We start from the raw sequence: 21853 nt of genomic DNA, 5'->3' as shown, positions 1-21853 counted from the left end.
TCCTGAGATTTAAGTTAGTCGATTTAATTCGAGCCTATTCGAACGATAGACGCACCGAACCGAGGCCCGCGAAGTCGGCGACGAAGTTGTCGCCCGGGTGTGCGTCGATCGCTTTCGTGCACGATCCGGGCAGCACCACGTCACCCTTGCGCAACCGCACGCCGAAGCCGTCCACCTTGCGCGCCAGCCAGGCCACCGCGGTGACCGGGTTGCCCAGCACCGCATCGGTACGGCCCTGCGCGACGACCTCACCGTTGCAGCGCAGCACCGCGTCGATCCCCTTGACGTCGATGTCGCGGGGGGAAACGCGCGCCTGTCCCAGCACGAAACCGGCCGACGAGGCGTTGTCGGCGATGGTGTCGCACAATCCGATCTGCCAGTCGGTGATGCGGGTATCGATCAGCTCGATGGACGGGACCAACGCCTCGGTCACCGCCAGCACGTCGTCCTCGGTGCAGCCCGCACCCGGCAGGTCCGCGTTCAAGACGAAACCGACCTCGACCTCGACCCGGGGGTACAGGTAGCGGTTCGCCTTGACCGGGGTGTCTTCGAACAACTGCATGTCGTCGAGCAAATGCCCGTAATCCGGCTCGTCGACCCCCATCATCTGCTGGATGGCCAACGACGACAGCCCCACCTTGTGCCCCAGCACCCGGGCACCCTCGGCGACCCGCTGACGAATATTGATCAGCTGAATCTCATACGCGTCGACGACGTCGATGTCCGGATAGGCGGCAGTCAACGGGGCGATCGGCTCACCGCTCCGCTCGGCCTGCGCCAAGTCGGCAGCGAGCTCGTCGCGGGTGACAACACTGAGCATTTTCAAACTCTCCTCGTACGGTCGGCCGGCCCAGTAGCGGCCGCCCCGGGCAATTCTATAACGTGTTCTACATGTCAGCGCAGGAGTACGACGTCGTCGTGGTCGGGAGCGGTGGAGCCGGCATGGTGGCCGCCCTTACCGCCGCTCACCGGGGTCTTTCCACCATAGTCATCGAAAAGGCCCCCCACTTCGGAGGCTCGACCGCACGGTCGGGCGGCGGCGTTTGGATCCCAAATAACGAAGTGCTCAAGCGTGACGGGGTCAAGGACACCGCCGAAGCGGCCCGCACCTATCTGCACGGAATCATCGGCAGCGTCGTCGAGCCGGAGCGCATCGATACCTACCTCGAGCGCGGGCCCGAGATGTTGTCTTTCGTGCTGAAGCACACACCGTTGAAGATGTGCTGGGTGCCGCGTTACTCCGACTACTACCCCGAGTCGCCGGGCGGCCGCGCGGAGGGCCGGTCGATCGAGCCGAAGCCGTTCAACGCCCGCAAGCTCGGCGCCGATGAGTCCGGCCTGGAGCCCGCGTACGGCAAAGTGCCGCTCAACGTCGTGGTGATGCAACAGGATTACGTGCGGTTGAACCAGCTGAAGCGCCACCCCCGGGGCGTGCTGCGCAGCCTGAAGGTCGGCGCCCGCACAATGTGGGCCAAGGCGACCGGTAAGAACCTCGTCGGCATGGGACGGGCGCTGATCGGGCCGCTGCGGATCGGGCTGCAACACGCCGGGGTTCCGGTCGTGCTCGACACCGCGCTCACCGACCTGTACGTCGAAGACGGTGTGGTGCGCGGCGTCTTTGTAACGCACGCCGAAGCGCCCGGAACGGAGCAGGCATCGGATGAGCCCCGGCTGATCCTGGCCCGGCGCGGGGTGATCCTGGCGTCGGGCGGGTTCGAGCACAACGAACAGATGCGGGTCAAATACCAGCGCGCGCCGATCAGCACCGAGTGGACGGTCGGCGCGACGGCCAACACCGGTGACGGGATTCTGGCGGGCGAAAAGCTCGGCGCCGCCTTGGACATCATGGAAGACGCCTGGTGGGGCCCGACCGTCCCGCTGGTGGGTGCACCGTGGTTCGCGTTGTCCGAGCGCAACTCGCCCGGGTCGATCATCGTCAACATGTCGGGCAAGCGGTTCATGAACGAATCGATGCCCTACGTCGAAGCCTGCCATCACATGTATGGCGGTGAATACGGTCAGGGCCCCGGGCCCGGCGAGAACATCCCCGCATGGCTGGTATTCGACCAGCAGTACCGGGACCGCTACATCTTCGCGGGATTACAGCCCGGACAACGTATTCCGCGTAAGTGGCTGGAGTCCGGCGTCATCATCGTGGCCGACACACTTTCGGAGCTGGCGCAGCAGGCCGGTCTTCCGGTGAGCGAATTCGCCGCCACCGTCGAGCGTTTCAACGGTTTCGCGCGCTCCGGTATCGATCTGGACTTCCAGCGCGGCGAGAGCGCCTACGACAGGTACTACGGGGACCCGACCAACAAGCCGAATCCCAACCTCGGCGAGATCAGTCGCGCACCGTACTACGCCGCCAAGATGGTGCCCGGCGACCTGGGTACCAAGGGCGGTATCCGCACGGATGTCCATGGCCGGGCGCTGCGCGACGATGGCAGTATCATCGAAGGCCTTTACGCCGCAGGCAATGTCAGTGCCCCGGTCATGGGCCACACCTACCCCGGCCCGGGTGGCACCATCGGCCCGGCGATGACGTTCGGCTACCTGGCGGCATTGCACATTGCCGGCGGAGCCGGGGAAAGGTAACCGAAATGCCAATCGACGTAGACGTCGCGCTGAATGCCGAGCTGGATCCCATCGAATTCTCTTGGGTCAGTAGTGATGTGCAGCTCTACCACCTCGGACTCGGCGCGGGCGCAGATCCGATGGATCCGCGAGAGCTTCGCTACCTGATCGACGACACCCCGCAGGTGCTACCCACGTTCGGCAACGTGGCCGCGACCTTCCACGCCACGAAACCGCCGACCGTACGGTTCCCGGGCATCGACATCGAGCTGGGCAAGGTGCTGCACGCCAGCGAGCGGGTCGAGGCGCCCGCGCCGCTGCCGCCGTCGGGCTCGGGCAAGGCCGTCACCCGGTTCACGGACATCTGGGACAAGGGCAAGGCAGCGGTGATCTGGAGTGAGACGCAGGTGACCGCGCCCGACGGCACGCTGTTGTGGACACAGCGACGGTCGATCTTCGCCCGCGGCGAAGGCGGCTTCGGTGGTGAGCGCGGCCCGTCAACGTCGGACGCCGCGCCCGACCGGGCTCCCGATCTCGAGGTCGACGTGCCGATCCTGCCGCAGCAGGCGCTGCTCTACCGGCTGTGCGGCGACCGCAACCCGCTGCACTCGGACCCCGAATTCGCCGCTGCCGCAGGCTTTTCCCAGCCCATCCTGCACGGGCTGTGCACGTACGGGATGACCTGCAAGGCGATCACCGACGCGCTGCTCGACGGTGACACCGGCGCGGTGGCGGCCTACGGCGCGCGTTTCGCCGGGGTCGCATTCCCCGGCGAAACGCTCAGGGTCGGCATCTGGAAGGAGAGCGGCCGCTTTTTGGCCAGCGTTGTCGCGCCCTCGCGCGACAACGCCGTGGTGCTCTCCGGCGTCGAGTTGGTTCCGGCCTAGGGGCCTCTCCGGCCTTCCTGCGCCCTTCTTGCGCCGAGTGTGCGGCCTGCGTGCGCCGAGTGTGCGGCCTGCGTGCGCCGAGTGTGCGGCAACGGCTCGAGTGTGACGCCACAGTCACATTCGACGTCGAGCGTGACTCCACTGTCACGCTCGACAAGCAAGCGCGTCACGCACCCTGCGAACAATATCGGCGGGCCGGTCACCGGCAATCACCCTGACCACAATCCACCCACAACGCCGCAGCCTTTCGAGTCTCGTGATGTCCCAGGCGTATTGAGAGTGATCGCTACGATGCTGGTCCCCGTCATATTCGACAGCGACCTTAACGTCGTCCCAACCCATGTCAAGAAAGGCAAAAGTACTGCCGAATTCATCGACCACCGGGATCTGGGTCTGTGGCCGCGGCAATCCGGCCCGCACCAATACCAGCCGCAACCAGGTCTCCTTGGGCGATTGGGCACCCGCGTCGACGAGGTCGAGCGAGGCGCGTGCACCGTCAATCCCACGACGTCCGCGATATCGCGCAGCTAGCAGCTCCGCATCAGCCATCTTGACATCGGTCACCCGCGCCAGCGCGTCGATCGCGGCGATTGCTGTCGTAATCGGATACCAACATGCGAGGTCCAGAGCGGTGCGTACTGGAGTCGTCACGGCGACTCCGTCGATCAATACGAACTCGTCGCCCTCGAGCCGGTCGCCCCAGGTCTTCAGACCTGATGGTGCATGCCGGTTGTCATGAATGATGTCAACGGGCCGCGCCGCGTCTACCCAGTTGCTGCCGTGCAGGCTCGCAGCCGAAAAGCCCGCGAGCACGCCACGACGCCGCGACCACAGCCAAGCGGCCCGGGAGCGCACCACGTGCGTCAACTCAGTGCCTTGAGCGATATAGACATCGGGGAAGACACGCGTGTATTTGCGGCGTAGCTGGCTATGCGAAGCCACGCCGGCCGCTACGGCCTCACTGCCGATGAACGGTTCTCCCATGGCGGGAGTGTGCCATCGCCCACTGACACCGCCGCGAGCGTGACAGAGCAGTCACGTTGACGCCCGAGCGTGACTGCAGCGTCACGCTCGGCAGGAAACCCCGCGGCGAGGGGCGCAAGGCCGGGCCGCGAGGGGCGCAAGGCCGGGCGCGAGCCGAGAGCCGCTAGCCGAGGATGAGGCCCGACGTGGGCACGCCCGTACCCGCGGTGACGAGGACGTGCTCGACGTCGGGCACCGGGTTCACCGACGTACCCCGAAGTTGCCGCACACCCTCGGCGATGCCGTTCATGCCGTGGATGTAGGCCTCACCGAGTTGGCCACCGTGAGTGTTGATGGGGAGCCGCCCGCCGATCTCGATGGCACCGTCGGCGATGAAGTCCTTGGCCTCGCCCTTACCGCAGAACCCCAACTCCTCCAACTGAATCAGGGTGAACGGCGTGAAGTGGTCGTACAACACAGCGGTCTGGATGTCGGTCGGCTTCAACCCCGACTGCGCCCACAGCTGCTGGCCGACGACCCCCATCTCCGGCAGGCCGAGCTCGGACCGGTAGTAGCTGACCATCGTGTACTGGTCGGGGCTGGAGCCCTGCGCCGCCGCCTCGATGATCGCCGGTCGCTGCTTGAGATCCTTCGCGCGCTCGGGCGACGTCACCACGATCGCCACCGCCCCGTCTGTCTCCTGGCAACAGTCCAGCAGCCGCAGCGGCTCGGCGATCCACCGCGAATTCTGGTGGTCCTCAATGGTTATCGGCTTCTCGTAAAAGTACGCCTTCGGATTCTTGGCGGCGTGCTTGCGATCGGCCACCGAGATGGCGCCGAAGTCGCGGCTCGTCGCGCCGGAGGAGTGCATGTAACGCTGGGCGATCATCGCGACCTGCGCGGCCGGCGTGGACAGCCCATGCGGATACGAGAAGGAGTTGTCCGCCGTCGTCGAATCAGCCTCAACGCCAGCGCTTCCCACCAACCGGATCTGCACCTGGCCGAACCGCATCCCGGACCGCTCGTTGAACGCGCGGTAAGCCACCACGACGTCGGCCACCCCGGTGGCGACGGCCATCGCGGCATGCGCCACGGTCCCGCAGGCCGCACCACCGCCGTAGTGCGTCTGCGCGAAGAACTTCAGGTCCCCGATACCCGCAGCCCGGGCCACGGCGATCTCCTTGTTGGTGTCCATCGTGAACGTGGTCAGCCCGTCGACGTCGGCCGGGCTCAACCCGGCGTCGTCCAACGCATCCAGCACCGCCTCGGCGGCCAACCGCAGCTCGCTGCGACCGGAGTCCTTCGAAAAATCGGTCGCGCCGATGCCGACAATCGCAGCCTTACCCGACAACATCTACGCGCCCCCCATCGTCAGCGTCACGGTCGCGATGACATGGTCGCCAAGACTGTTGCGGCCAAACACCTTCACGGTGGCCAGGCCATCCTCCACGGCGGTCACCTCACCGGAGAACGTCACGGTGTCGTAGGCGTACCACGGCACCCCCAGGCGCAGCCCGATGGATTTGATCAGCGCCGACGGACCCGCCCAATCGGTGACGTAGCGCTGCACCAGCCCGGTGTCGGTGAGGATGTTGACGAAAATATCCTTCGACCCCTTGGCCTGCGCGAGGTCACGGTCGTGGTGCACGTCCTGGAAGTCCCTGGTGGCCAGGGCCGTCGAGATGATGAACGTCGGGTCGCCGTAGAGCTTGAGCTCGGGCAGCGTGGTGCCGACGTCGATGACCGGTGCGCTCATGCGTCAGGCTCCCAGGCGTAGAGGCTCCACTCCGGTCCGCTGTCACCGGCCGGGAAGTCGATATAGGTTGCGTGCACGGGCATCCCGATCTTCACCTCGGCCGGGTCGGCTCCGCGCAGCTCGCCCAGCATGCGCACGCCCTCATCGAGCTCCACCAAAGCGATGACGAACGGCAGTGTGCGGCCGGGCACCTTCGGGGCGTGGTGCACCACGAAGCTGAACACCGTGCCCTTGCCGCCGGCCACCACGTAGTCGATCGGGGCGGCTTTGTCCTGCCACACCGCCGGCACCGGCGGGTGCTGCAGGCTGCCGTCCGGGCGCCGCTGGATCCTCAGCTCGTGCTCCTTGACGCCCTCCCAGAAGAACGCCGTATCGCGCGATGACGACGGTCGCATCATGGCGGTGGGGTCGAGGTCGTCGGGCACCGACGACGCGGGAACCTCGGATTCGGCGGGCTTGAACTTGAGGATGCGCCAATTCATCTCGGCCACATCCTCGTCGCCCACCCGCCAGATGATGTGCTGGTTGATGAACCAGCCCTCGCCGAGCGCCGTCTGCTTGGGCCCGATCACGTCGCCCATTTCCGAGGTGATGCTGACGTGCTCACCGGGCTGCAGGTAGCGGTGATAGGTCTGCTCGCAGTTGGTGGCGACCACGCCGATGTAGCCGGCGTCGTCGAACAGTTCCATGATGGGACCCATGGGGTCGTCCTTCGGACGCTCCCCACCCAGGCCGAACATGGTCCACACCTGAATCATGGCCGGCGGGGCCACAATTCCGGGGTGCCCGACGGCGCGGGCCGCGGCCTCGTCGACGTAGATCGGGTTGCTGTCGCCGATGGCCTCCACCCAGTTGTTGATCATCGGCTGGTTCACGGCATCACGGCCGGCGCGGGGCTTGGGGCCGCCGGCCGCTGTGATTTCCGCGATGGCGTCCTGGATCTCGGTCATCGAGGCACCCTCGGCACTTTGAGTCCGGCTGCGGCGATCATCTCGCGCATCACTTCGTTCACGCCACCTCCGAAGGTGATCACCAGGTTGCGCTTGGTCTGGGAGTCCAGCCAGTTGAGCAGGTCGGCGGTGTCCGAGTCCGCGGGGTTGCCGTACTTGCCGACGATTTCCTCGGCGAGCCGGCCGATGTACTGAACGCGCTCCGTACCAAAGACTTTGGTTGATGCTGCGTCGGCGACGTTGATGTCCTCACCCGCGGCGGCCACCTGCCAGTTGAGCAGCTCGTTGATCCGCCACATCGCATGGATCTCACCGAGCGCGCGCTTGACGTCGGCGTGCTCGATCGGCGTGACCCCGTCGCTCCCCGGCTTGGACGCCCAGGCGCGAAGCCGGTCGTAGATGCCGGCGGTACGGCCCGCCGGGCCCAGCATGACCCGTTCGTTGTTGAGCTGGGTGGTGATCAGCCGCCACCCGCCGTTCTCGTCGCCGACCAGCATGTCGGCGGGCACCCGCACGTCGTTGTAGTACGTGGCGTTGGTGTGGTGGGCGCCATCGGACAAGATGATCGGAGTCCAGGAGTAGCCGGGATCCTTGGTGTCGACGATCAGGATCGAGATGCCCTTGTGCTTCACGGCTTCCGGATCGGTGCGGCAGGCCAGCCAGATGTAGTCGGCGTCGTGCGCGCCGGTGGTGAAGATCTTCTGCCCGTTGACGATGTACTCATCGCCCTGACGCATGGCGGTGGTCCGCAGGGAAGCCAGGTCGGTGCCGGCCTCGGGCTCGGTGTAGCCGATCGCGAAGTGCACCTCGCCCGCCAGGATCGCCGGCAGGAATTTCTTCTTCTGCAGCTCGCTACCGAACTGCTGCAGCGTCGGGCCGACCGTCTGCAGCGTGACCGCGGGCAGCGGCACGTCGGCCCGATGCGCCTCGTTGACGAAGATCGACTGCTCGATCGGGCCGAAGCCCAAGCCGCCGAACTCCTTTGGCCACCCGACGCCGAGCTTGCCGTCGCGGCCCATCCGCCGGATTACCGCGCGATAGGCCTCGTTGTGACGGTCCTGCTCCATCGCCTTCATCTCGTCGGACGAGATCAGGTTCGAAAAGTATTCCCGCAGTTCCGCTTGCAGCTGGCGCTGCTCGGGAGTCAGGTCTATGAACATTGCGCTCCCACCAGGTCGAGGCGATACGACGGGCCGCCCAGCAGCCGGGTCAGGTCCTTGATCGTGGAGTAGTACCGGTGCATCGGATAGGTGATGTCCATGCCCATGCCGCCGTGCAGGTGGTGGCAGAGCTGCATCACCGGCGGCGCCTGGGAGGTGATCCAGTAGCCGAGGACATCCAGGTCGTTGTCGGCGTCCCGTCCCTCCGACAGCCGCCACACGACCGACTTCGCCGCCAAATCGATGGTGCGCGAGGCGATGTAGACCTCCGCGAGCTGCGCGGCCACGGTCTGGAACGTCGACAGCGGCTTGCCGAATTGCTTCCGGTTGGCCACGTAGTCGGCGGTCAATCGCAGCGCCCCGGCCACCAGGCCGTCGACGTAGGCGCCGATGGCGGCCAGGACCATCTGGTTGACCCGGGCCGCCGTCGCGCCCACCAAAACGCCGGAGTCCCCGACCGCGACATCGGCGAACGTGACCGTGTACTCCTCGGAGTCGTTCGAGGTCGGGGTTTGAACCACCTCGACACCGTCGGCCTTCGGCGACACCACGACCACCGCACTGTCGGCGGTGACAATCATCCAATCCGCTTGTCCGGCATAGCCGACACCGACCTTGGTGCCCGACAACCGACCGTCGGCGAACACGGTCGACGGCCGGTCCGGCAGCGCGGTACCGGGCTCGTTGAGCGCCCCGGTCAGCACGCCGCCCTGGACGACACCGGCCAAAAACCGGTCCTGTTGTTCGTCGGAGGCCAGATCAAGCAGCGGCACCACGCCGAAACCCAGGGTGGCCAGGGCCGGGGTGATGGCGCCGTGACGACCGATCTCGGTCAGCACGGTGGCGACCTCGGGCAGGCCCACGCCGTCGCCGCCGAGGCGTTCGGGCACCGGGAGCGCCGTCACACCCCCGTCGACCAAGGCGTCCCAACTCAACTCACGCTCGAACACTGACGTCACCACATCGGCGACGGCCTGTTGCGTCGCAGTGAGATCGAAGTCCATCAGGACGTCACCGCGGGCTTCCCGGTGTAGTCGACCTGCCAATGCTTGATGCCGTTGAGCCAGCCCGACCGCAGCCGCTCGGGTTCGCCGATCGGCTTGAGGTCCGGCATGTGATCGGCGACCGCGTTGAAGATCAGGTTGATCGTCATCCGGGCCAGGTTGGTGCCGATGCAGTAGTGGGCGCCGGTGCCACCGAATCCGACATGGGGATTCGGGTCGCGCAGGATGTTGAAGGTGTGCGGGTCGTCGAAGACCTCTTCGTCGAAGTTGGCCGACCGGTAGGACATGACGACCCGCTCGCCCTTCTTGATGTGGACGCCGTTCAACTCGGTGTCCTCGTTGGCGGTGCGCTGGAACGCCGATACCGGCGTCGCCCAGCGGACGATCTCGTCGGCGGCTGTCGACGGGCGCTCCTTCTTGAACAGCTCCCACTGATCCGGGTTGTTGGCGAAGGCGATCATTCCGTGGGTGATCGAGTTACGGGTGGTCTCGTTGCCTGCCACCGCAAGCATGACCACGAAGAAGCCGAACTCGTCGTCGGAGAGCTTCTCACCGTCGATGTCGGCCTGGATGAGCGTGGTGACGATGTCGTCGGTCGGGTTCTTGCCCCGCTCTTCGGCCATCGCCATCGCGTACATGATCAGTTCCATCGACGACTGCGCGGGATCGATGTCGGCGTACTCGGGATCCTCACCGCCGGTCATCTCGTTGGACCAGCGGAACAGCTTGTCGCGATCTTCCTGAGGAACACCGAGCAGGCCGGCGATGGCTTGCAGCGGCAGCTCGCACGACACCTGCTCGACGAAGTCGCCGCTACCTTCGGCCGCCGCGGCCTTGGCGATGTTCTGGGCGCGCTGAGCAAGTTCGGCTTCCAACCGACCGATGGCCCGTGGCGTGAACCCGCGGGAGATGATCTTGCGCAGCCGGGTGTGGTGGGGTGCGTCCATGTTGAGCATGACGCTGCGCTGCAGTTCGACCTGTTCCCGCTTCATCTCCGGCGGCCAGGTCGGGATGGCGCCGTTCAACCAGCTCGAGAAGACGTCGCTGCGGCGCGACACCTCCTTGACGTCAGCGTGCTTGGTGACGATCCAATATCCGTGGTCCTCGAACCCGCCCGCGCCATTCGGGATGTCAACCCAGTGGATCGGCTCTGCCTTGCGCAGCTGGGCGAGTTCCTCGACGGGTAATCCGGCGAGGTTGAGGTCGGGGTCGAGAAAGTCGAAGTCGGCGGGAATGTTGGGGGGTGCCATGTGGGGTGTGCTCCTTTTACAACACTAATTGCAACGTGTTCTAGTGCCAGTAAAACACGCCTCCTGCGCAGATAAAAGGCAGGTCACCATCCTCGCTTGTCAGAGTAATGAAACGTGTTCTAGCCTGACGGAATGGGTAACCCTGTCATTGTTGAAGCCACTCGTAGCCCCATCGGCAAGCGGAACGGATGGCTGTCCGGCCTGCACGCCACCGAGCTGTTGGGAGCGGTCCAGAAGGCGCTGGTCGAGAAGGCCGGCAGCAATTCCGGCTTTGAAGCCGGCCAAGTCGAACAGGTCATCGGCGGCTGCGTCACGCAGTACGGAGAGCAGTCCAACAACATCAGCCGGGTCAGCTGGCTGGTCGCCGGGCTGCCGGACCACGTCGGCGCCATGACCGTGGACTGCCAGTGCGGCAGCGGCCAGCAGGCCAACGGCCTGGTGGCCGGCCTGATCGCCGCGGGTGCCATCGACATCGGCATCGCCTGCGGAATCGAGGCCATGAGCCGCGTCGGGCTCGGCGCCAACGCCGGCCCCGACCGCACCATCCTGCGGCCCGCCTCGTGGGACATCGATCTGCCCGACCAGTTCACCGCCGCGGAGCGGATCGCCAAGCGGCGTGGCATCACCCGTGCGGACATCGACGAGTTCGGCTTTTACTCGCAGGCCAAGGCCAAGCAGGCCTGGGCCGAGGGACGATTCGACCGCGAGATCTCCCCGATCGAAGCCCCGGCACTCGACGAGAACAAGCAGCCGACGTCGGAGCGTGTCACCATCTCCCGCGACCAGGGCCTGCGCGAGACGACCCTGGCGGGTCTGAGCGCGCTGAAGCCGGTCATCGAAGGCGGGATCCACACCGCCGGAACGTCGTCGCAGATCTCCGACGGCGCGGCGGCCGTGCTGTGGATGGACGAGGACAAAGCCAAGGCCCTGGGGCTGCGGCCGCGCGCCCGCATCATCAGCCAGGCGCTGGTCGGCGCCGAGCCCTACTATCACCTCGATGGCCCGGTGCAGTCGACGGCCAAGGTGCTGGAGAAGGCCGGCATGAAGATGGGCGACATCGACATCACCGAGATCAACGAGGCATTCGCGTCGGTCGTACTGTCGTGGGCGCGAGTGCACAACCCCGACATGGACAAGGTGAATGTGAACGGCGGCGCGATCGCGTTGGGCCACCCGGTGGGCAGCACCGGCAGCCGGCTGATCACCACCGCGCTGCACGAACTCGAGCGCACCGACCAGACCACCGCCCTGATCACGATGTGTGCGGGCGGCGCCCTGTCGACGGGCACCATCATCGAGCGCATCTAGCTCGCGACTTGATCGTCTCCGAAGAGAGCCGCATCGCCGCGGCGCAGACCTACATCGACGCCCTGGTCAGCCATGAGGGCGACGCCGTCCCGTTCGCGGCCCACTGCACCCGCATCGAGCAGGGAATCAAGAACGGGTTCTCGGGAAATCATCTGCGGCGCAGCCTGAATCGCGGAATCCAGTATCGTCTGCTGGCGCACACGACGCCGCCGGACTACCGCATCGACGGCGACGAGGTGCACGCGGCGTACCAGGTGCTGACCAAGGCGGCGTTCGGTAGCCGTCGGCTCGCCGCGCACGTCGACGAGACCTTCGTGATTCCGGCCGAAAGTGCAAGCGGGAAAGCCGAAATCCACCACATCAAGGTTCGCTTCCGACCCTTCATTCAGCAGCGCCGGTAACGACGCCGCCCGCAAAGCGGGATGCGGAGGAGCCGGCCAGATCGAGCACAGAGGAACATCATGCCGAAACCGAAGCCACGTTCACTGAATGCACCCTGGGTCGGCTTCATCATCAAATGGATGGCCAAGGGCAACACGTGGATCTACCGACGCAGCAACGGAAAATTCGGCGGGACGTTCCAGAAGGCTCCGGTCGCGCTGCTGACCACGACGGGCCGCAAGACCGGTGAACCGCGGGTGAGCCCGCTGCTCTACCTGCGCGAGGGGAGTCGGGTGGTATTGGTCGCCTCGAAAGGTGGCAGCGACAAACACCCGCTGTGGTACCTCAATCTCAAGGCCAATCCGAAAGTCTCGGTGCAGATCAAAGACGAGGTGCTGCAACTGCAGGCACGCGATGCCACCGAGGCCGAGCGCGCCGAGTACTGGCCCAAGTTGAACGCCATGTATCCCTCGTTCGACGACTACCGGTCCTGGACCGATCGGGTCATCCCGGTCGTGATCTGCGACCCCTGAGCCGAACTATCCTGGGCAGCATGCCCGACTGGATTCGCAATTCTCGTCCGATTGCGCTGCTGCTCAAGTACTTCGCACGCCTGCACATTTGGGTATACCGCCGAACCAACGGCAGACTCGGCGCGAAGCTGTTGCGGTTTCCGGCGGCGCTGCTGACGACGACCGGACGCAAATCGAACGAGCCGCGGACCACCGCGACCTTGTACCTGCGCGACGGCGACCGGGTGATCCTGCCGGCGTCCTTCGCCGGGCGAGACGAAGATCCGTTGTGGTATCGCAATCTCAAAGAGAATCCCGAGGTGCGGGTGCAGATCCGGGCCCAGCGCCTGGATTTGGTCGCCCGCGACGCCACGGACGCTGAACGCGAACGCTATTGGCCGCCGCTGATGCGGCTGTACTCGCCCTATCGGAAGTACCGCGAAGCCGCCGACCGAGTCATCCCGCTCGTGGTGTGCGAGCCACCTCCCCGAACGTGCACTGGCGGTGAGAGATCACCGAAATCGTCACCGTGAGTGCACGTTCGGCGCAGGCGATGCGTTAGGCGCAGGCGGTGCGTTCGGCGCAGGCGATGCGTTAGGCGCCGTAGACCGCGACCGGCGGGCGCGCCTTGGCGAGCAGGTCGGCGACGACGGGCCCCAGCTCCGCGGGATCCCACTTCGCCCCCTTGTCGATCTGCGGCCCGTGCGCCCAGCCCTCGGCGACCCGGATCTTGCCGCCCTCGGTTTCGAACACCTTGCCGGTCACGTCGCGCGATTCGACGCTGCCCAGCCAAACCACCAGCGGGGAAACGTTTTCCGGGGCCATCGCATCGAAATCCCGGTCCTGGGTTGACATCATCTCGGCGAACACGGTCTCGGTCATGCGGGTGCGGGCCGAGGGCGCGATAGCGTTGACGGTGACGCCGTAGCGACCCATTTCCGCCGCGCCGACCAGCGTCATCGCCGCGATCCCGGCCTTGGCGGCGCTGTAGTTGCCCTGCCCGACGCTGCCCTGCAGGCCGGCGCCCGAACTGGTGTTGATGATCCGGGCGTCGACCGCCTTGCCCTCTTTGGACAGGCCACGCCAATACGACGCGGCGTGGCGCATCGTGGCGAAGTGCCCCTTGAGGTGCACGGCGATGACGGCGTCGAACTCGTCCTCGCTGGTGTTGGCCATCATCCTGTCACGCACGATGCCGGCGTTGTTCACCAAAACGTCCAGGCCGCCGAAGTTTTCGACCGCGGTCTGGATCAGGCCGGCGGCTTGGTCCCAGTCGGCGACGTTGGATCCGTTGGCGACGGCTTCGCCACCGGCGGCGGTGATCTCGTCGACCACACCCTGGGCGGCGCTACCGCCGCCCGCCGGTGAACCGTCCAGACCCACCCCGATGTCGTTGACTACCACCCGCGCACCCTCGGCGGCAAAGGCCAGCGCGTGCGCGCGGCCGATACCGCCGCCCGCTCCGGTGACGATGACGACACGGCCGTCAACCACTCCCATAGTTCGTGTCTCCTCTACTTGACCGCACTGGCGGTCGTGGTGGACAGATAGTGCGGCGGCTCGCCGCCGCCGTGCACCTCCAACGAGGCCCCGCTGATGTAGGAGGCCGCGTCCGAGGCCAAAAATGCTGCGGCCCAACCGACATCCTCGGGCTTGGCCAGGCGACCCAATGGCACATTCTTCGAGATCGCGGCGATCGATTCGGCGTCACCGTAGAACAGTTCTGACTGTTCGGTCTCCACCATGCCGACCACACAGGCGTTCACCCGGACCTTCGGCCCCCACTCGACAGCCAAAGTCTGGGTGAGGCTTTCCAGACCCGCCTTGGCCGCCCCGTATGCGCCGGTGCCCGGGGACGGCCGCCGGCCGCTCAGGCTGCATATGTTGATAATCGACCCACCACGCTGCTGGGCTTGCATCTTGTCGTTCGCGTGCTGCGAAACCGACAGCGCACCAATCAGATTGAGCTCAATGATCTTGCGGTTGAACTTGGCGGTGGACTCCGCGGTCAGCACGTAGGGCGATCCCCCGGCGTTGTTGACGACGACATCGAGGCTGCCGTGCCGGTCCGCGACGGTGTCGATCAATTCCGTGACCGCGTCGTCGTCGCGCACGTCGCAGGAGTGGAATTCATACGGCAATCCCTCGACCGGCCGTCGTGCGCAGGTGACGACGGTGGCGCCCTGCGCCGCGAAAACCGAGCTGATGCCGGCGCCCACGCCGCGGACACCGCCGGTGACCAGAACCACCCGCCCGGCCAGCCCCAAGTTCATGGCTTCTTCAAGCGGGGGGCATGCTTCGGCGCCAGTCACTGTGCTAGCGTACCAAGCAAGTGCTTGCTTAGGTAGTTACCCCCCACAAGGAAGTGGCACCTTGCCCATCACATCCAAAACCACCGAATCGGGCATCGTCGCGGTCACCGTCGACTTCCCGCCCGTCAACGCCATCCCGTCGCGCGGCTGGTTCGACCTTGCCGACACCATCACCGCCGCCGGCCAGGACCCCGAAACCCACGTCGTCATCCTGCGAGCCGAGGGCCGCGGTTTCAACGCCGGGGTCGACATCAAAGAAATGCAGCGCACCGAGGGATTCAGCGCGCTGATCGACGCCAACCGCGGCTGCTTCGCCGCGTTCCGCGCGGTCTATGAGTGCGCGGTGCCCGTCGTCGCGGCCGTGAACGGATTCTGCGTCGGTGGCGGCATCGGTTTGGTCGGCAACTCCGACGTCATCGTCGCCTCCGAGGACGCCACCTTCGGGCTACCCGAGGTGGAACGCGGCGCACTCGGCGCGGCCACCCATCTGTCCCGGCTGGTTCCCCAGCACCTGATGCGACGCCTGTTCTTCACCGCCGCCACCGTCGACGCCGCCACCCTGCACCACTTCGGTTCGGTGCACGAGGTGGTGCCGCGGGATCAGCTGGATGAGGCGGCGTTGCGCGTCGCGCGGGACATCGCCGCCAAGGACACCCGGGTGATCCGCGCGGCCAAGGAGGCGCTGAACCTCATCGACGTGCAACGGGTCAACTCGAGTTACCGCATGGAGCAAGGCTTTACGTTCGAGCTCAATCTCGCCGGGGTGTCCGACGAGCACCGGGATGCATTCGCGGGTACGGCAAAGGGCAAGAAGGAATGACCGACAAAAGAACCGGCGTCGACGAGGCCGTCGCGCAGGTGCGCAGCGGCATGACCATCGGCATCGGCGGCTGGGGATCGCGGCGCAAGCCAATGGCATTCGTGCGAGCCCTGCTGCGCACCGATGTCACTGACCTGACCGTGGTCAGCTATGGCGGCCCCGACCTCGGGCTGTTGTGCTCGGCCGGCAAGGTGAAGCGCGCCTACTACGGGTTCGTCTCGCTGGACTCCCCGCCGTTCTACGACCCATGGTTCGCCAAGGCCCGGTCCGCCGGCGCGATCGAGGCCCGCGAAATGGACGAGGGCATGCTGCGCTGCGGGTTGCAGGCCGCCGCACAACGACTGCCGTTCCTGCCGATTCGGGCCGGGCTGGGCAGTTCGGTGCCCGACTTCTGGGAGGGTGAGTTGCAGACCGTCACCAGCCCGTATCCGGTGCCCGGCGGTGGCCACGAAACCCTGATCGCCATGCCGGCGCTGCGCCTGGACGCCGCCTTCGTGCACCTGCACCTCGGCGACAGCCAGGGCAACGCCGCCTACACCGGCATCGATCCCTACTTCGACGATCTGTTCCTGATGGCCGCACAGAAGCGCCACCTGTCGGTGGAGCGCATCGTCTCCACCCAGGAGTTGGTCAAGGCGGTGCCGCCGCAGGCGCTGCTGGTCAACCGCATGATGGTCGACAGCGTCGTGGAGGCGCCTGGCGGTGCCCACTTCACCACTGCCGCACCGGATTACGGTCGCGATGAGAAGTTCCAGCGGCACTACGCCGAGGCGGCCTCGACCGACGAGGGCTGGGAGAAGTTCACCCAGACCTACTTGTCGGGCAACGAAGACGACTATCAGGCGGCGGTCCGCGCATTCGCAGAGGAGGCCTGAAAAGTGAACAGCACCCGCGCCGAGGTGTGCGCAGTCGCCTGCGCCGAATTGTTTGCCGGAGCAGGCGAGATCATGGTCAGCCCGATGACCAACATGGCCTCGGTCGGAGCGCGGCTGGCCCGCTTGACCTTCTCCCCCGACATCTTGCTGACCGACGGCGAGGCCCAGTTGCTGGCCGACACCCCGGCGCTGGGCGCGACCGGAGCCGTCGAGGGATGGATGCCGTTCGGCCGCGTGTTCGAGACGCTGGCCTGGGGTCGCCGCCACGTGGTGATGGGCGCCAATCAGGTTGACCGGTTCGGCAATCAGAACATCTCGGCGTTCGGCCCGCTACAGCAACCCAAACGCCAGATGTTCGGCGTGCGCGGCGCCCCCGGCAACGCCATCAACCACGCGACCAGCTACTGGGTGGGTAACCATTCCAAGCGGGTGTTCAGCGAAAAGGTGGACGTGGTCTGCGGTGTCGGCTGGGACAGGGTGGATGCCGACAATCCGGCGTTTCGCTTCGCCAACACGTACCGGGTCGTGTCGAACCTCGGCGTGTTCGACTTCGGCGGCCCCGACCGGACCATGCGTGCGGTGTCCCTGCACCCCGGTGTTTCGGCAGCCGAGGTCCGCGAGAACACCTCGTTTGAGATCCATGGCCTCGACGAGGCCCGGGGGACCCGGCTGCCGACCGACGAAGAGCTGCGCCTGATCCGGGAAAGGATCGACCCGAAGTCGTTGCGCGACCGAGAGATACGTTGATGAATATGCCGGTCATGAGATTGCGCACGCCGCTGACCGAACTGGTTGGTGTCGAGCACCCGGTGGTGCAGACCGGGATGGGCTGGGTCGCCGGCGCCCGACTGGTGTCCGCCACCGCCAACGCGGGCGGGCTGGGCATCCTGGCCTCGGCCACCATGACGCTGGACGAATTGGCGACGGCGATCGCCAAGGTCAAGGCCGCCACGGACAAGCCGTTCGGCGTGAACATCCGCGCCGACGCCGCCGACGCCGGCGACCGCGTCGATTTGATGATCCGCGAAGGCGTCAAGGTCGCGTCCTTTGCCCTGGCGCCCAAGCAGGAACTCATCGCCCGGCTCAAAGATGCCGGTGCGGTGGTGATTCCGTCGATCGGCGCGGCCAAGCACGCACGCAAGGTCGCGGGCTGGGGCGCCGACGCGATGATCGTGCAGGGCGGTGAGGGTGGCGGGCACACCGGGCCGGTCGCCACGACGCTGCTGTTGCCGTCGGTGCTGGACGCCGTGCAGGGCACCGGGATCCCGGTGATCGCGGCGGGTGGGTTCTTCGACGGGCGCGGCCTTGCCGCCGCATTGAGCTACGGCGCCGCCGGCGTGGCGATGGGCACGCGTTTCCTGCTGACCTCGGATTCGACCGTGCCCGATGCGGTCAAGCGGCGCTACCTGGACGCCGCCCTGGACGGCACCGTCGTCACCACCCGCGTGGACGGTATGCCGCACCGGGTGCTGCGCACCGGCCTGGTCGAGAAGCTGGAAAACGGTTCGCCGGTACGGGGTCTGTCCGCGGCCGTGCGCAATGCGGCCAAATTCAAGCAGATGTCACGGATGACGTGGCGGTCGATGATCAGCGACGGCCTCGCGATGCGGCACGGCAAGGAGCTGACCTGGTCGCAGGTGGTGATGGCGGCCAACACCCCAATGCTGTTGAAAGCCGGGCTGGTTGAGGGCAACACCGATGCCGGCGTGCTGGCGTCCGGACAGGTGGCCGGCATTCTCGAGGACCTGCCGTCCTGCGCCGAACTGATCAGCTCGATCGTGCGTGACGCGATCGAGCACCTGCAGGCGGCGTCCGCGCTGGTCGAAGGACGCTAGACAGGCGACCAAAGACCCTGGCATCGGCGCGGGCCCCGGCTCATCGTGGAGTCATGAATACGCTGATACCCGAAGCGTGGCCCAAGCCGTTGCTCGGCGCGGTCCGCGTCTCCAACAGATACCTGCTCAACCCGTTCATGTTGCGGCTGGCCGGCCGTAAGCATTGGTACGCATCGGCCGTCCACCACACCGGGCGACGGTCAGGCAAACAGTACGCCACGCCGGTCGTCGCGGACCGGACGGACGGCGGGTTCGTCGTACCGCTGCCGTATGGCACCCGGGTGGACTGGTTGCGGAACGTCCTCGCCGCGGGACACGCAACCATCTCCTCCCAGGGCGAGAGCTACGACGTGGCGCAGCCCGAGGTCGTCGACCAGGCTGTCGCCTTGCCCATGTTGCCGGCCGACCACCGCCGCACGTTCGCACGGCTCGGCATCGAGCATTTCCTCCGGGTCAAGGACCAGCCGACGAACTGAACAGCATCTCGACCGGCCCTCGGCGGGATCGGTCTGGTGCCGGCGACCCGTGACCCAAACCACCGCGCCGAGCGTGCATTCATTGCGGAAAGTGAACGACGAGATTCTCGCGCTGAGTGCACGTTCAGCGCGAAAGCGAACAGTTACAGGCGCTCGATGATGGTGACGTTGGCCGTGCCCCCGCCCTCGCACATCGTCTGCAGACCGTAGCGGCCGCCGATGCGCTCGAGTTCGTTGAGCATGGTGGTGAACAACTTGGCGCCGGTGGCGCCCAGCGGGTGCCCCAGGGCAATCGCGCCGCCGTTCGGGTTGACCTTCTCCGGGTCGGCCTTGACTTCCTTGAGCCAGGCCATAACCACGGGCGCGAAGGCCTCGTTGATCTCGACGGTGTCGATGTCGTCGATCGACAGCCCGGTCTTGTCCAGCGCGTAGCGGGTCGCCGGAATGGGCCCGGTCAGCATGAAGACCGGGTCGGCGCCGCGGGCGCTGATGTGGTGGATGCGGGCCCGCGGTGTCAGGTTGTGCTCCTTGACGGCCTGCTCGGACGCCAACAGCACGGCGCTGGCACCGTCGGAGATCTGGCTGGCCATGGCCGCCGTCAACCGGCCGCCCTCGACCAGCGGCTTGAGCCCGGCCATTTTCTGCAGGGACGACTCGCGCGGCCCCTCGTCGACCCGGAACGGCCCGGATTCGGTTTCGACCGTGATGATTTCGTTGTCGAAATGGCCGCTACGGATCGCCGCGAACGCGCGCTCGTGACTGGTCAGTGCGTAGCGCTCCATCTCTTCGCGCGACAGGTTCCACTTCTCGGCGATCAGCTCCGAACCGCGGAACTGCGAGATCTCCTGGTCGCCATAGCGGTGCAACCACTGCTTGGACTCGTTGGTCGGTGAGGTGAACCCGAACTGCTCGCCCACGGTCATGGCCGACGAGATCGGGATCTGGCTCATGTTCTGCATGCCGCCGGCGACGATCAGGTCGGCGGTCCCGGCCAAAATCGCTTGTGCACCAAAGGAAATGGCCTGCTGGCTGGACCCGCATTGGCGGTCGACGGTGACGCCGGGCACCTCTTCGGGATAGCCGGCGGCCAGCCACGAGAGGCGCGCGATGTTCCCCGCCTGCGCGCCGATGGCATCGACACAGCCGGCGATCACGTCTTCAACGGCGGCGGGGTCGACGTCGACCCGGTCGAGCAGTCCGCGCCACGCATAGGCACCTAGGTCGACCGGATGTACCCCGGCCAGCGATCCGCCGCGCTTGCCGACCGCGGTACGCACAGCGTCGATGACGTACGCCTCTGTCATTTGTGTCGCTCCTCTTCATCGCTTCGCTCTGCATCGTCGCCGACACGGGGCATGTTTCAGACTCCTTCTTTGCTGATCCCGCCAAGAACGATGGCGAGGTATTGCTGGCCCACTTGCTGCGCGGTGAGCGGTCCGCCGGGCTGATACCAACGCACCGACACCCACGTGGTGTCACGGATGAAGCGGTAGACAAGGTCGACGTCGAGGTCGGGCCGGAAGTAGCCCTCGTCGACGCCCTGGTGGAGCAGCTCGAGCCACATCTTGCGTTGTTGCCGGTTCATGTCCTCGATGTAGGAGAACCGGGGCTGGGACAACAGCCGCTGGGCTTCGTCCTGGTAGATGACGACCTGCGCATGCCGGTGTTCGATCGCCTCGAACGAGGCCATGAACAAGCCCTTGAGCCGCTCCAGCGGGTTGGACTCGCTGGCCACGATCTCGCGATAGCGGTTGAACAACCAGTCCAAGAAGCTGCGCAGGAGCTCGTCGACCATCTCCTCTTTGGACGAGAAGTGGTGATACAGACTCCCGGACAGGATGCCGGCGCTGTCGGCGATGTCGCGCACGGTGGTGGCGCGCAGCCCGCGCTCGGCGAACATGGTCGCGGCAAGCTCCAGCAACTCGTCTCGTCGGCTATTGGCCTGACCGGTCACGCGGTCCACCCGACCAGAGTATCAACCAAGCGCTTGCTTGGCTAGTTAGGGGTGCTGGCTCGATACCGAGATGACCTCGCCGGTGAGGTAGCTCGAGTAATCGCTGGCCAGGAACGCGATGGTGGCCGCGATTTCCCACGGCTCGGCGGCGCGGCCGAACGCTTCGCCGGCCGAGAGCCGATCGAGCAGTTCGGACGAGGTCGTCTTGTCCAGGAACTTGTGCCGCGCGATACTCGGCGACACCGCGTTGATCCGGACGTCGTACTCCGCGGCTTCGATTGCGCTGCACCGGGTTAGCGCCATCACGCCGGCCTTGGCGGCCGCATAGTGCGCCTGCGAGTGCTGGGCCCGCCAGCCCAGGACGCTGGCGTTGTTGACGATCACCCCACCGTGCGACGCCTCGCGGAAGTAGCGCAGTGCCGCGCGGGTGGCGCGAAACACCGATGTCAGGGTCACGTCCAGGACGCGGTCCCATTCCTCGTCGGTCATGTCGACCACCGGCGTCTGGCCGCCCAGCCCGGCATTGTTGACCAGGACGTCGATGCGCCCCAATCGGGCCGTGGCCGACGCGAACAGCGCGTCGATCTGGGCGGTAGACGTCACGTCGCACAGCACACTTTCGACGCGGCCCTGCCCGAGCGCGGCCAGCTCGTCGGCCGTCTCCCCCAGCCGCCGTTCGTGGTGGTCCGAGATCACCACGTCGGCCCCCTCGGCCAGCGCCCGCCGTGCGGTCGCCGCGCCGATACCGGTGCCGGCGGCTGCGGTCACGACCACCACCTTGCCCTGCAGAAGTCCGTGTCCGGCAATCTCTTTGGGAGCTTCGGACAGACTCATGC

General features: G+C 66.3%; 24 protein-coding genes. 11 read left to right on the top strand and 13 right to left on the bottom strand.

The window, feature by feature from the left end:
* Positions 1-34 precede the first annotated feature (34 nt).
* Complete coding sequence (locus EPN51_RS21965) at positions 35-820, bottom strand: 2-keto-4-pentenoate hydratase (protein WP_293046901.1); 786 nt, start codon at positions 818-820, stop codon at positions 35-37.
* Positions 821-891: 71 nt separating this feature from the next.
* Here EPN51_RS21965 and kstD point away from each other — a divergent pair, with 71 nt between their 5' ends.
* Together kstD and EPN51_RS21955 are read left to right on the top strand one after the other, a co-directional pair.
* A complete protein-coding gene (kstD, locus tag EPN51_RS21960) occupies positions 892-2595 on the top strand; it encodes a 3-oxosteroid 1-dehydrogenase (RefSeq protein ID WP_293046899.1) in 1704 nt (567 codons plus the stop codon).
* Between the two features lie 5 nt (positions 2596-2600).
* A complete protein-coding gene (locus tag EPN51_RS21955; RefSeq protein WP_293046898.1) occupies positions 2601-3461 on the top strand; it encodes a MaoC family dehydratase in 861 nt (286 codons plus the stop codon).
* Between the two features lie 144 nt (positions 3462-3605).
* Here the strand turns inward: EPN51_RS21955 and EPN51_RS21950 are convergent, their stop codons facing one another.
* The 7 genes from EPN51_RS21950 to EPN51_RS21920 all read right to left on the bottom strand — a co-directional run bounded on the left by EPN51_RS21950 (position 3606) and on the right by EPN51_RS21920 (position 10544).
* On the bottom strand, positions 3606-4445 hold the full coding sequence (locus tag EPN51_RS21950) for a hypothetical protein (RefSeq protein WP_293046896.1): 840 nt from the start codon (positions 4443-4445) through the stop codon (positions 3606-3608).
* 163 nt (positions 4446-4608) lie between these two features.
* Positions 4609-5778 (bottom strand): lipid-transfer protein, encoded by a 1170-nt coding sequence (locus EPN51_RS21945; RefSeq protein ID WP_293046894.1) that lies wholly within the window; start codon positions 5776-5778, stop codon positions 4609-4611.
* Complete coding sequence (locus tag EPN51_RS21940) at positions 5779-6180, bottom strand: MaoC family dehydratase (protein ID WP_293046892.1); 402 nt, start codon at positions 6178-6180, stop codon at positions 5779-5781.
* On the bottom strand, positions 6177-7130 hold the full coding sequence (locus EPN51_RS21935) for a bifunctional MaoC family dehydratase N-terminal/OB-fold nucleic acid binding domain-containing protein (protein ID WP_293046890.1): 954 nt from the start codon (positions 7128-7130) through the stop codon (positions 6177-6179). Before EPN51_RS21935 ends, EPN51_RS21940 begins: the two co-directional genes overlap by 4 nt.
* The gene (gene fadE29 / locus EPN51_RS21930; protein ID WP_293046888.1) at positions 7127-8290 is read right to left on the bottom strand and encodes an acyl-CoA dehydrogenase FadE29; all 1164 of its coding nucleotides are present in this window, start codon (positions 8288-8290) and stop codon (positions 7127-7129) included. Before fadE29 ends, EPN51_RS21935 begins: the two co-directional genes overlap by 4 nt.
* Positions 8281-9294: an acyl-CoA dehydrogenase family protein gene (locus EPN51_RS21925; RefSeq protein WP_293046886.1), complete on the bottom strand. Its 1014-nt coding sequence runs from the start codon at positions 9292-9294 to the stop codon at positions 8281-8283. The genes fadE29 and EPN51_RS21925 overlap by 10 nt, the downstream gene beginning before the upstream one ends.
* A complete protein-coding gene (locus EPN51_RS21920; protein WP_293046885.1) occupies positions 9294-10544 on the bottom strand; it encodes a cytochrome P450 in 1251 nt (416 codons plus the stop codon). Before EPN51_RS21920 ends, EPN51_RS21925 begins: the two co-directional genes overlap by 1 nt.
* A gap of 132 nt (positions 10545-10676) precedes the next feature.
* Here EPN51_RS21920 and EPN51_RS21915 point away from each other — a divergent pair, with 132 nt between their 5' ends.
* From EPN51_RS21915 to EPN51_RS21900, 4 genes are read left to right on the top strand one after another with little or no spacing between them, the layout of a single operon-like run.
* A complete protein-coding gene (locus EPN51_RS21915; protein ID WP_293046884.1) occupies positions 10677-11852 on the top strand; it encodes a steroid 3-ketoacyl-CoA thiolase in 1176 nt (391 codons plus the stop codon).
* Positions 11853-11860: 8 nt separating this feature from the next.
* Positions 11861-12253 carry a hypothetical protein gene (locus tag EPN51_RS21910; RefSeq protein WP_293046882.1) on the top strand — a complete coding sequence of 131 codons (393 nt, stop codon included), beginning with the start codon at positions 11861-11863 and terminating at the stop codon, positions 12251-12253.
* 60 nt (positions 12254-12313) lie between these two features.
* Positions 12314-12766 carry a nitroreductase family deazaflavin-dependent oxidoreductase gene (locus tag EPN51_RS21905; protein WP_293046880.1) on the top strand — a complete coding sequence of 151 codons (453 nt, stop codon included), beginning with the start codon at positions 12314-12316 and terminating at the stop codon, positions 12764-12766.
* Positions 12767-12786: 20 nt separating this feature from the next.
* Complete coding sequence (locus tag EPN51_RS21900; protein ID WP_293046879.1) at positions 12787-13278, top strand: nitroreductase family deazaflavin-dependent oxidoreductase; 492 nt, start codon at positions 12787-12789, stop codon at positions 13276-13278.
* Positions 13279-13339: 61 nt separating this feature from the next.
* On the opposite strand, the gene EPN51_RS21895 is transcribed toward EPN51_RS21900, so the two are convergent.
* Complete coding sequence (locus EPN51_RS21895; RefSeq protein ID WP_293046877.1) at positions 13340-14245, bottom strand: SDR family oxidoreductase; 906 nt, start codon at positions 14243-14245, stop codon at positions 13340-13342.
* Positions 14246-14259: 14 nt separating this feature from the next.
* Complete coding sequence (locus EPN51_RS21890; protein ID WP_293046997.1) at positions 14260-15018, bottom strand: SDR family oxidoreductase; 759 nt, start codon at positions 15016-15018, stop codon at positions 14260-14262.
* A gap of 100 nt (positions 15019-15118) precedes the next feature.
* Here EPN51_RS21890 and echA20 point away from each other — a divergent pair, with 100 nt between their 5' ends.
* Genes echA20 through EPN51_RS21865 form a run of 5 tightly spaced genes read left to right on the top strand, consistent with a single transcriptional unit; the run spans position 15119 to position 19063 of the window.
* Complete coding sequence (gene echA20, locus EPN51_RS21885) at positions 15119-15877, top strand: (7aS)-7a-methyl-1,5-dioxo-2,3,5,6,7,7a-hexahydro-1H-indene-carboxyl-CoA hydrolase (protein WP_293046875.1); 759 nt, start codon at positions 15119-15121, stop codon at positions 15875-15877.
* Entirely contained in the window at positions 15874-16752 is an 879-nt protein-coding gene (gene ipdA / locus EPN51_RS21880) for a cholesterol ring-cleaving hydrolase subunit IpdA (RefSeq protein ID WP_293046874.1), read from the top strand. The genes echA20 and ipdA overlap by 4 nt, the downstream gene beginning before the upstream one ends.
* A 3-nt stretch (positions 16753-16755) precedes the next feature.
* The gene (gene ipdB, locus EPN51_RS21875) at positions 16756-17499 is read left to right on the top strand and encodes a cholesterol ring-cleaving hydrolase subunit IpdB (RefSeq protein ID WP_293046872.1); all 744 of its coding nucleotides are present in this window, start codon (positions 16756-16758) and stop codon (positions 17497-17499) included.
* A 14-nt stretch (positions 17500-17513) separates the two neighbouring features.
* The gene (gene ipdC / locus EPN51_RS21870; RefSeq protein WP_293046871.1) at positions 17514-18587 is read left to right on the top strand and encodes a (3aS,4S,5R,7aS)-5-hydroxy-7a-methyl-1-oxo-octahydro-1H-indene-4-carboxyl-CoA dehydrogenase; all 1074 of its coding nucleotides are present in this window, start codon (positions 17514-17516) and stop codon (positions 18585-18587) included.
* A gap of 53 nt (positions 18588-18640) precedes the next feature.
* Positions 18641-19063, top strand: coding sequence for a nitroreductase family deazaflavin-dependent oxidoreductase (locus tag EPN51_RS21865; RefSeq protein WP_293046869.1), 423 nt, complete (start codon positions 18641-18643; stop codon positions 19061-19063).
* A gap of 143 nt (positions 19064-19206) precedes the next feature.
* Here the strand turns inward: EPN51_RS21865 and fadA6 are convergent, their stop codons facing one another.
* The 3 genes from fadA6 to ipdF are packed head-to-tail and all read right to left on the bottom strand — an operon-like array spanning position 19207 to position 21851.
* On the bottom strand, positions 19207-20367 hold the full coding sequence (gene fadA6, locus EPN51_RS21860; RefSeq protein WP_293046867.1) for a steroid 3-ketoacyl-CoA thiolase FadA6: 1161 nt from the start codon (positions 20365-20367) through the stop codon (positions 19207-19209).
* A gap of 56 nt (positions 20368-20423) precedes the next feature.
* Positions 20424-21026, bottom strand: a complete 603-nt coding sequence (kstR2, locus tag EPN51_RS21855) for a TetR family transcriptional regulator KstR2 (RefSeq protein WP_293046865.1) — start codon at positions 21024-21026, stop codon at positions 20424-20426.
* Positions 21027-21062: 36 nt separating this feature from the next.
* On the bottom strand, positions 21063-21851 hold the full coding sequence (ipdF, locus tag EPN51_RS21850; RefSeq protein WP_293046863.1) for a (5R,7aS)-5-hydroxy-7a-methyl-1-oxo-2,3,5,6,7,7a-hexahydro-1H-indene-carboxyl-CoA reductase: 789 nt from the start codon (positions 21849-21851) through the stop codon (positions 21063-21065).
* Between the last annotated feature and the right edge of the window lie 2 nt (positions 21852-21853).

Source organism: Mycobacterium sp., from assembly GCF_004298145.1.
GTDB lineage: Bacteria > Actinomycetota > Actinomycetes > Mycobacteriales > Mycobacteriaceae > Mycobacterium.
This window is presented reverse-complemented; position numbering and strand designations above follow the sequence as displayed.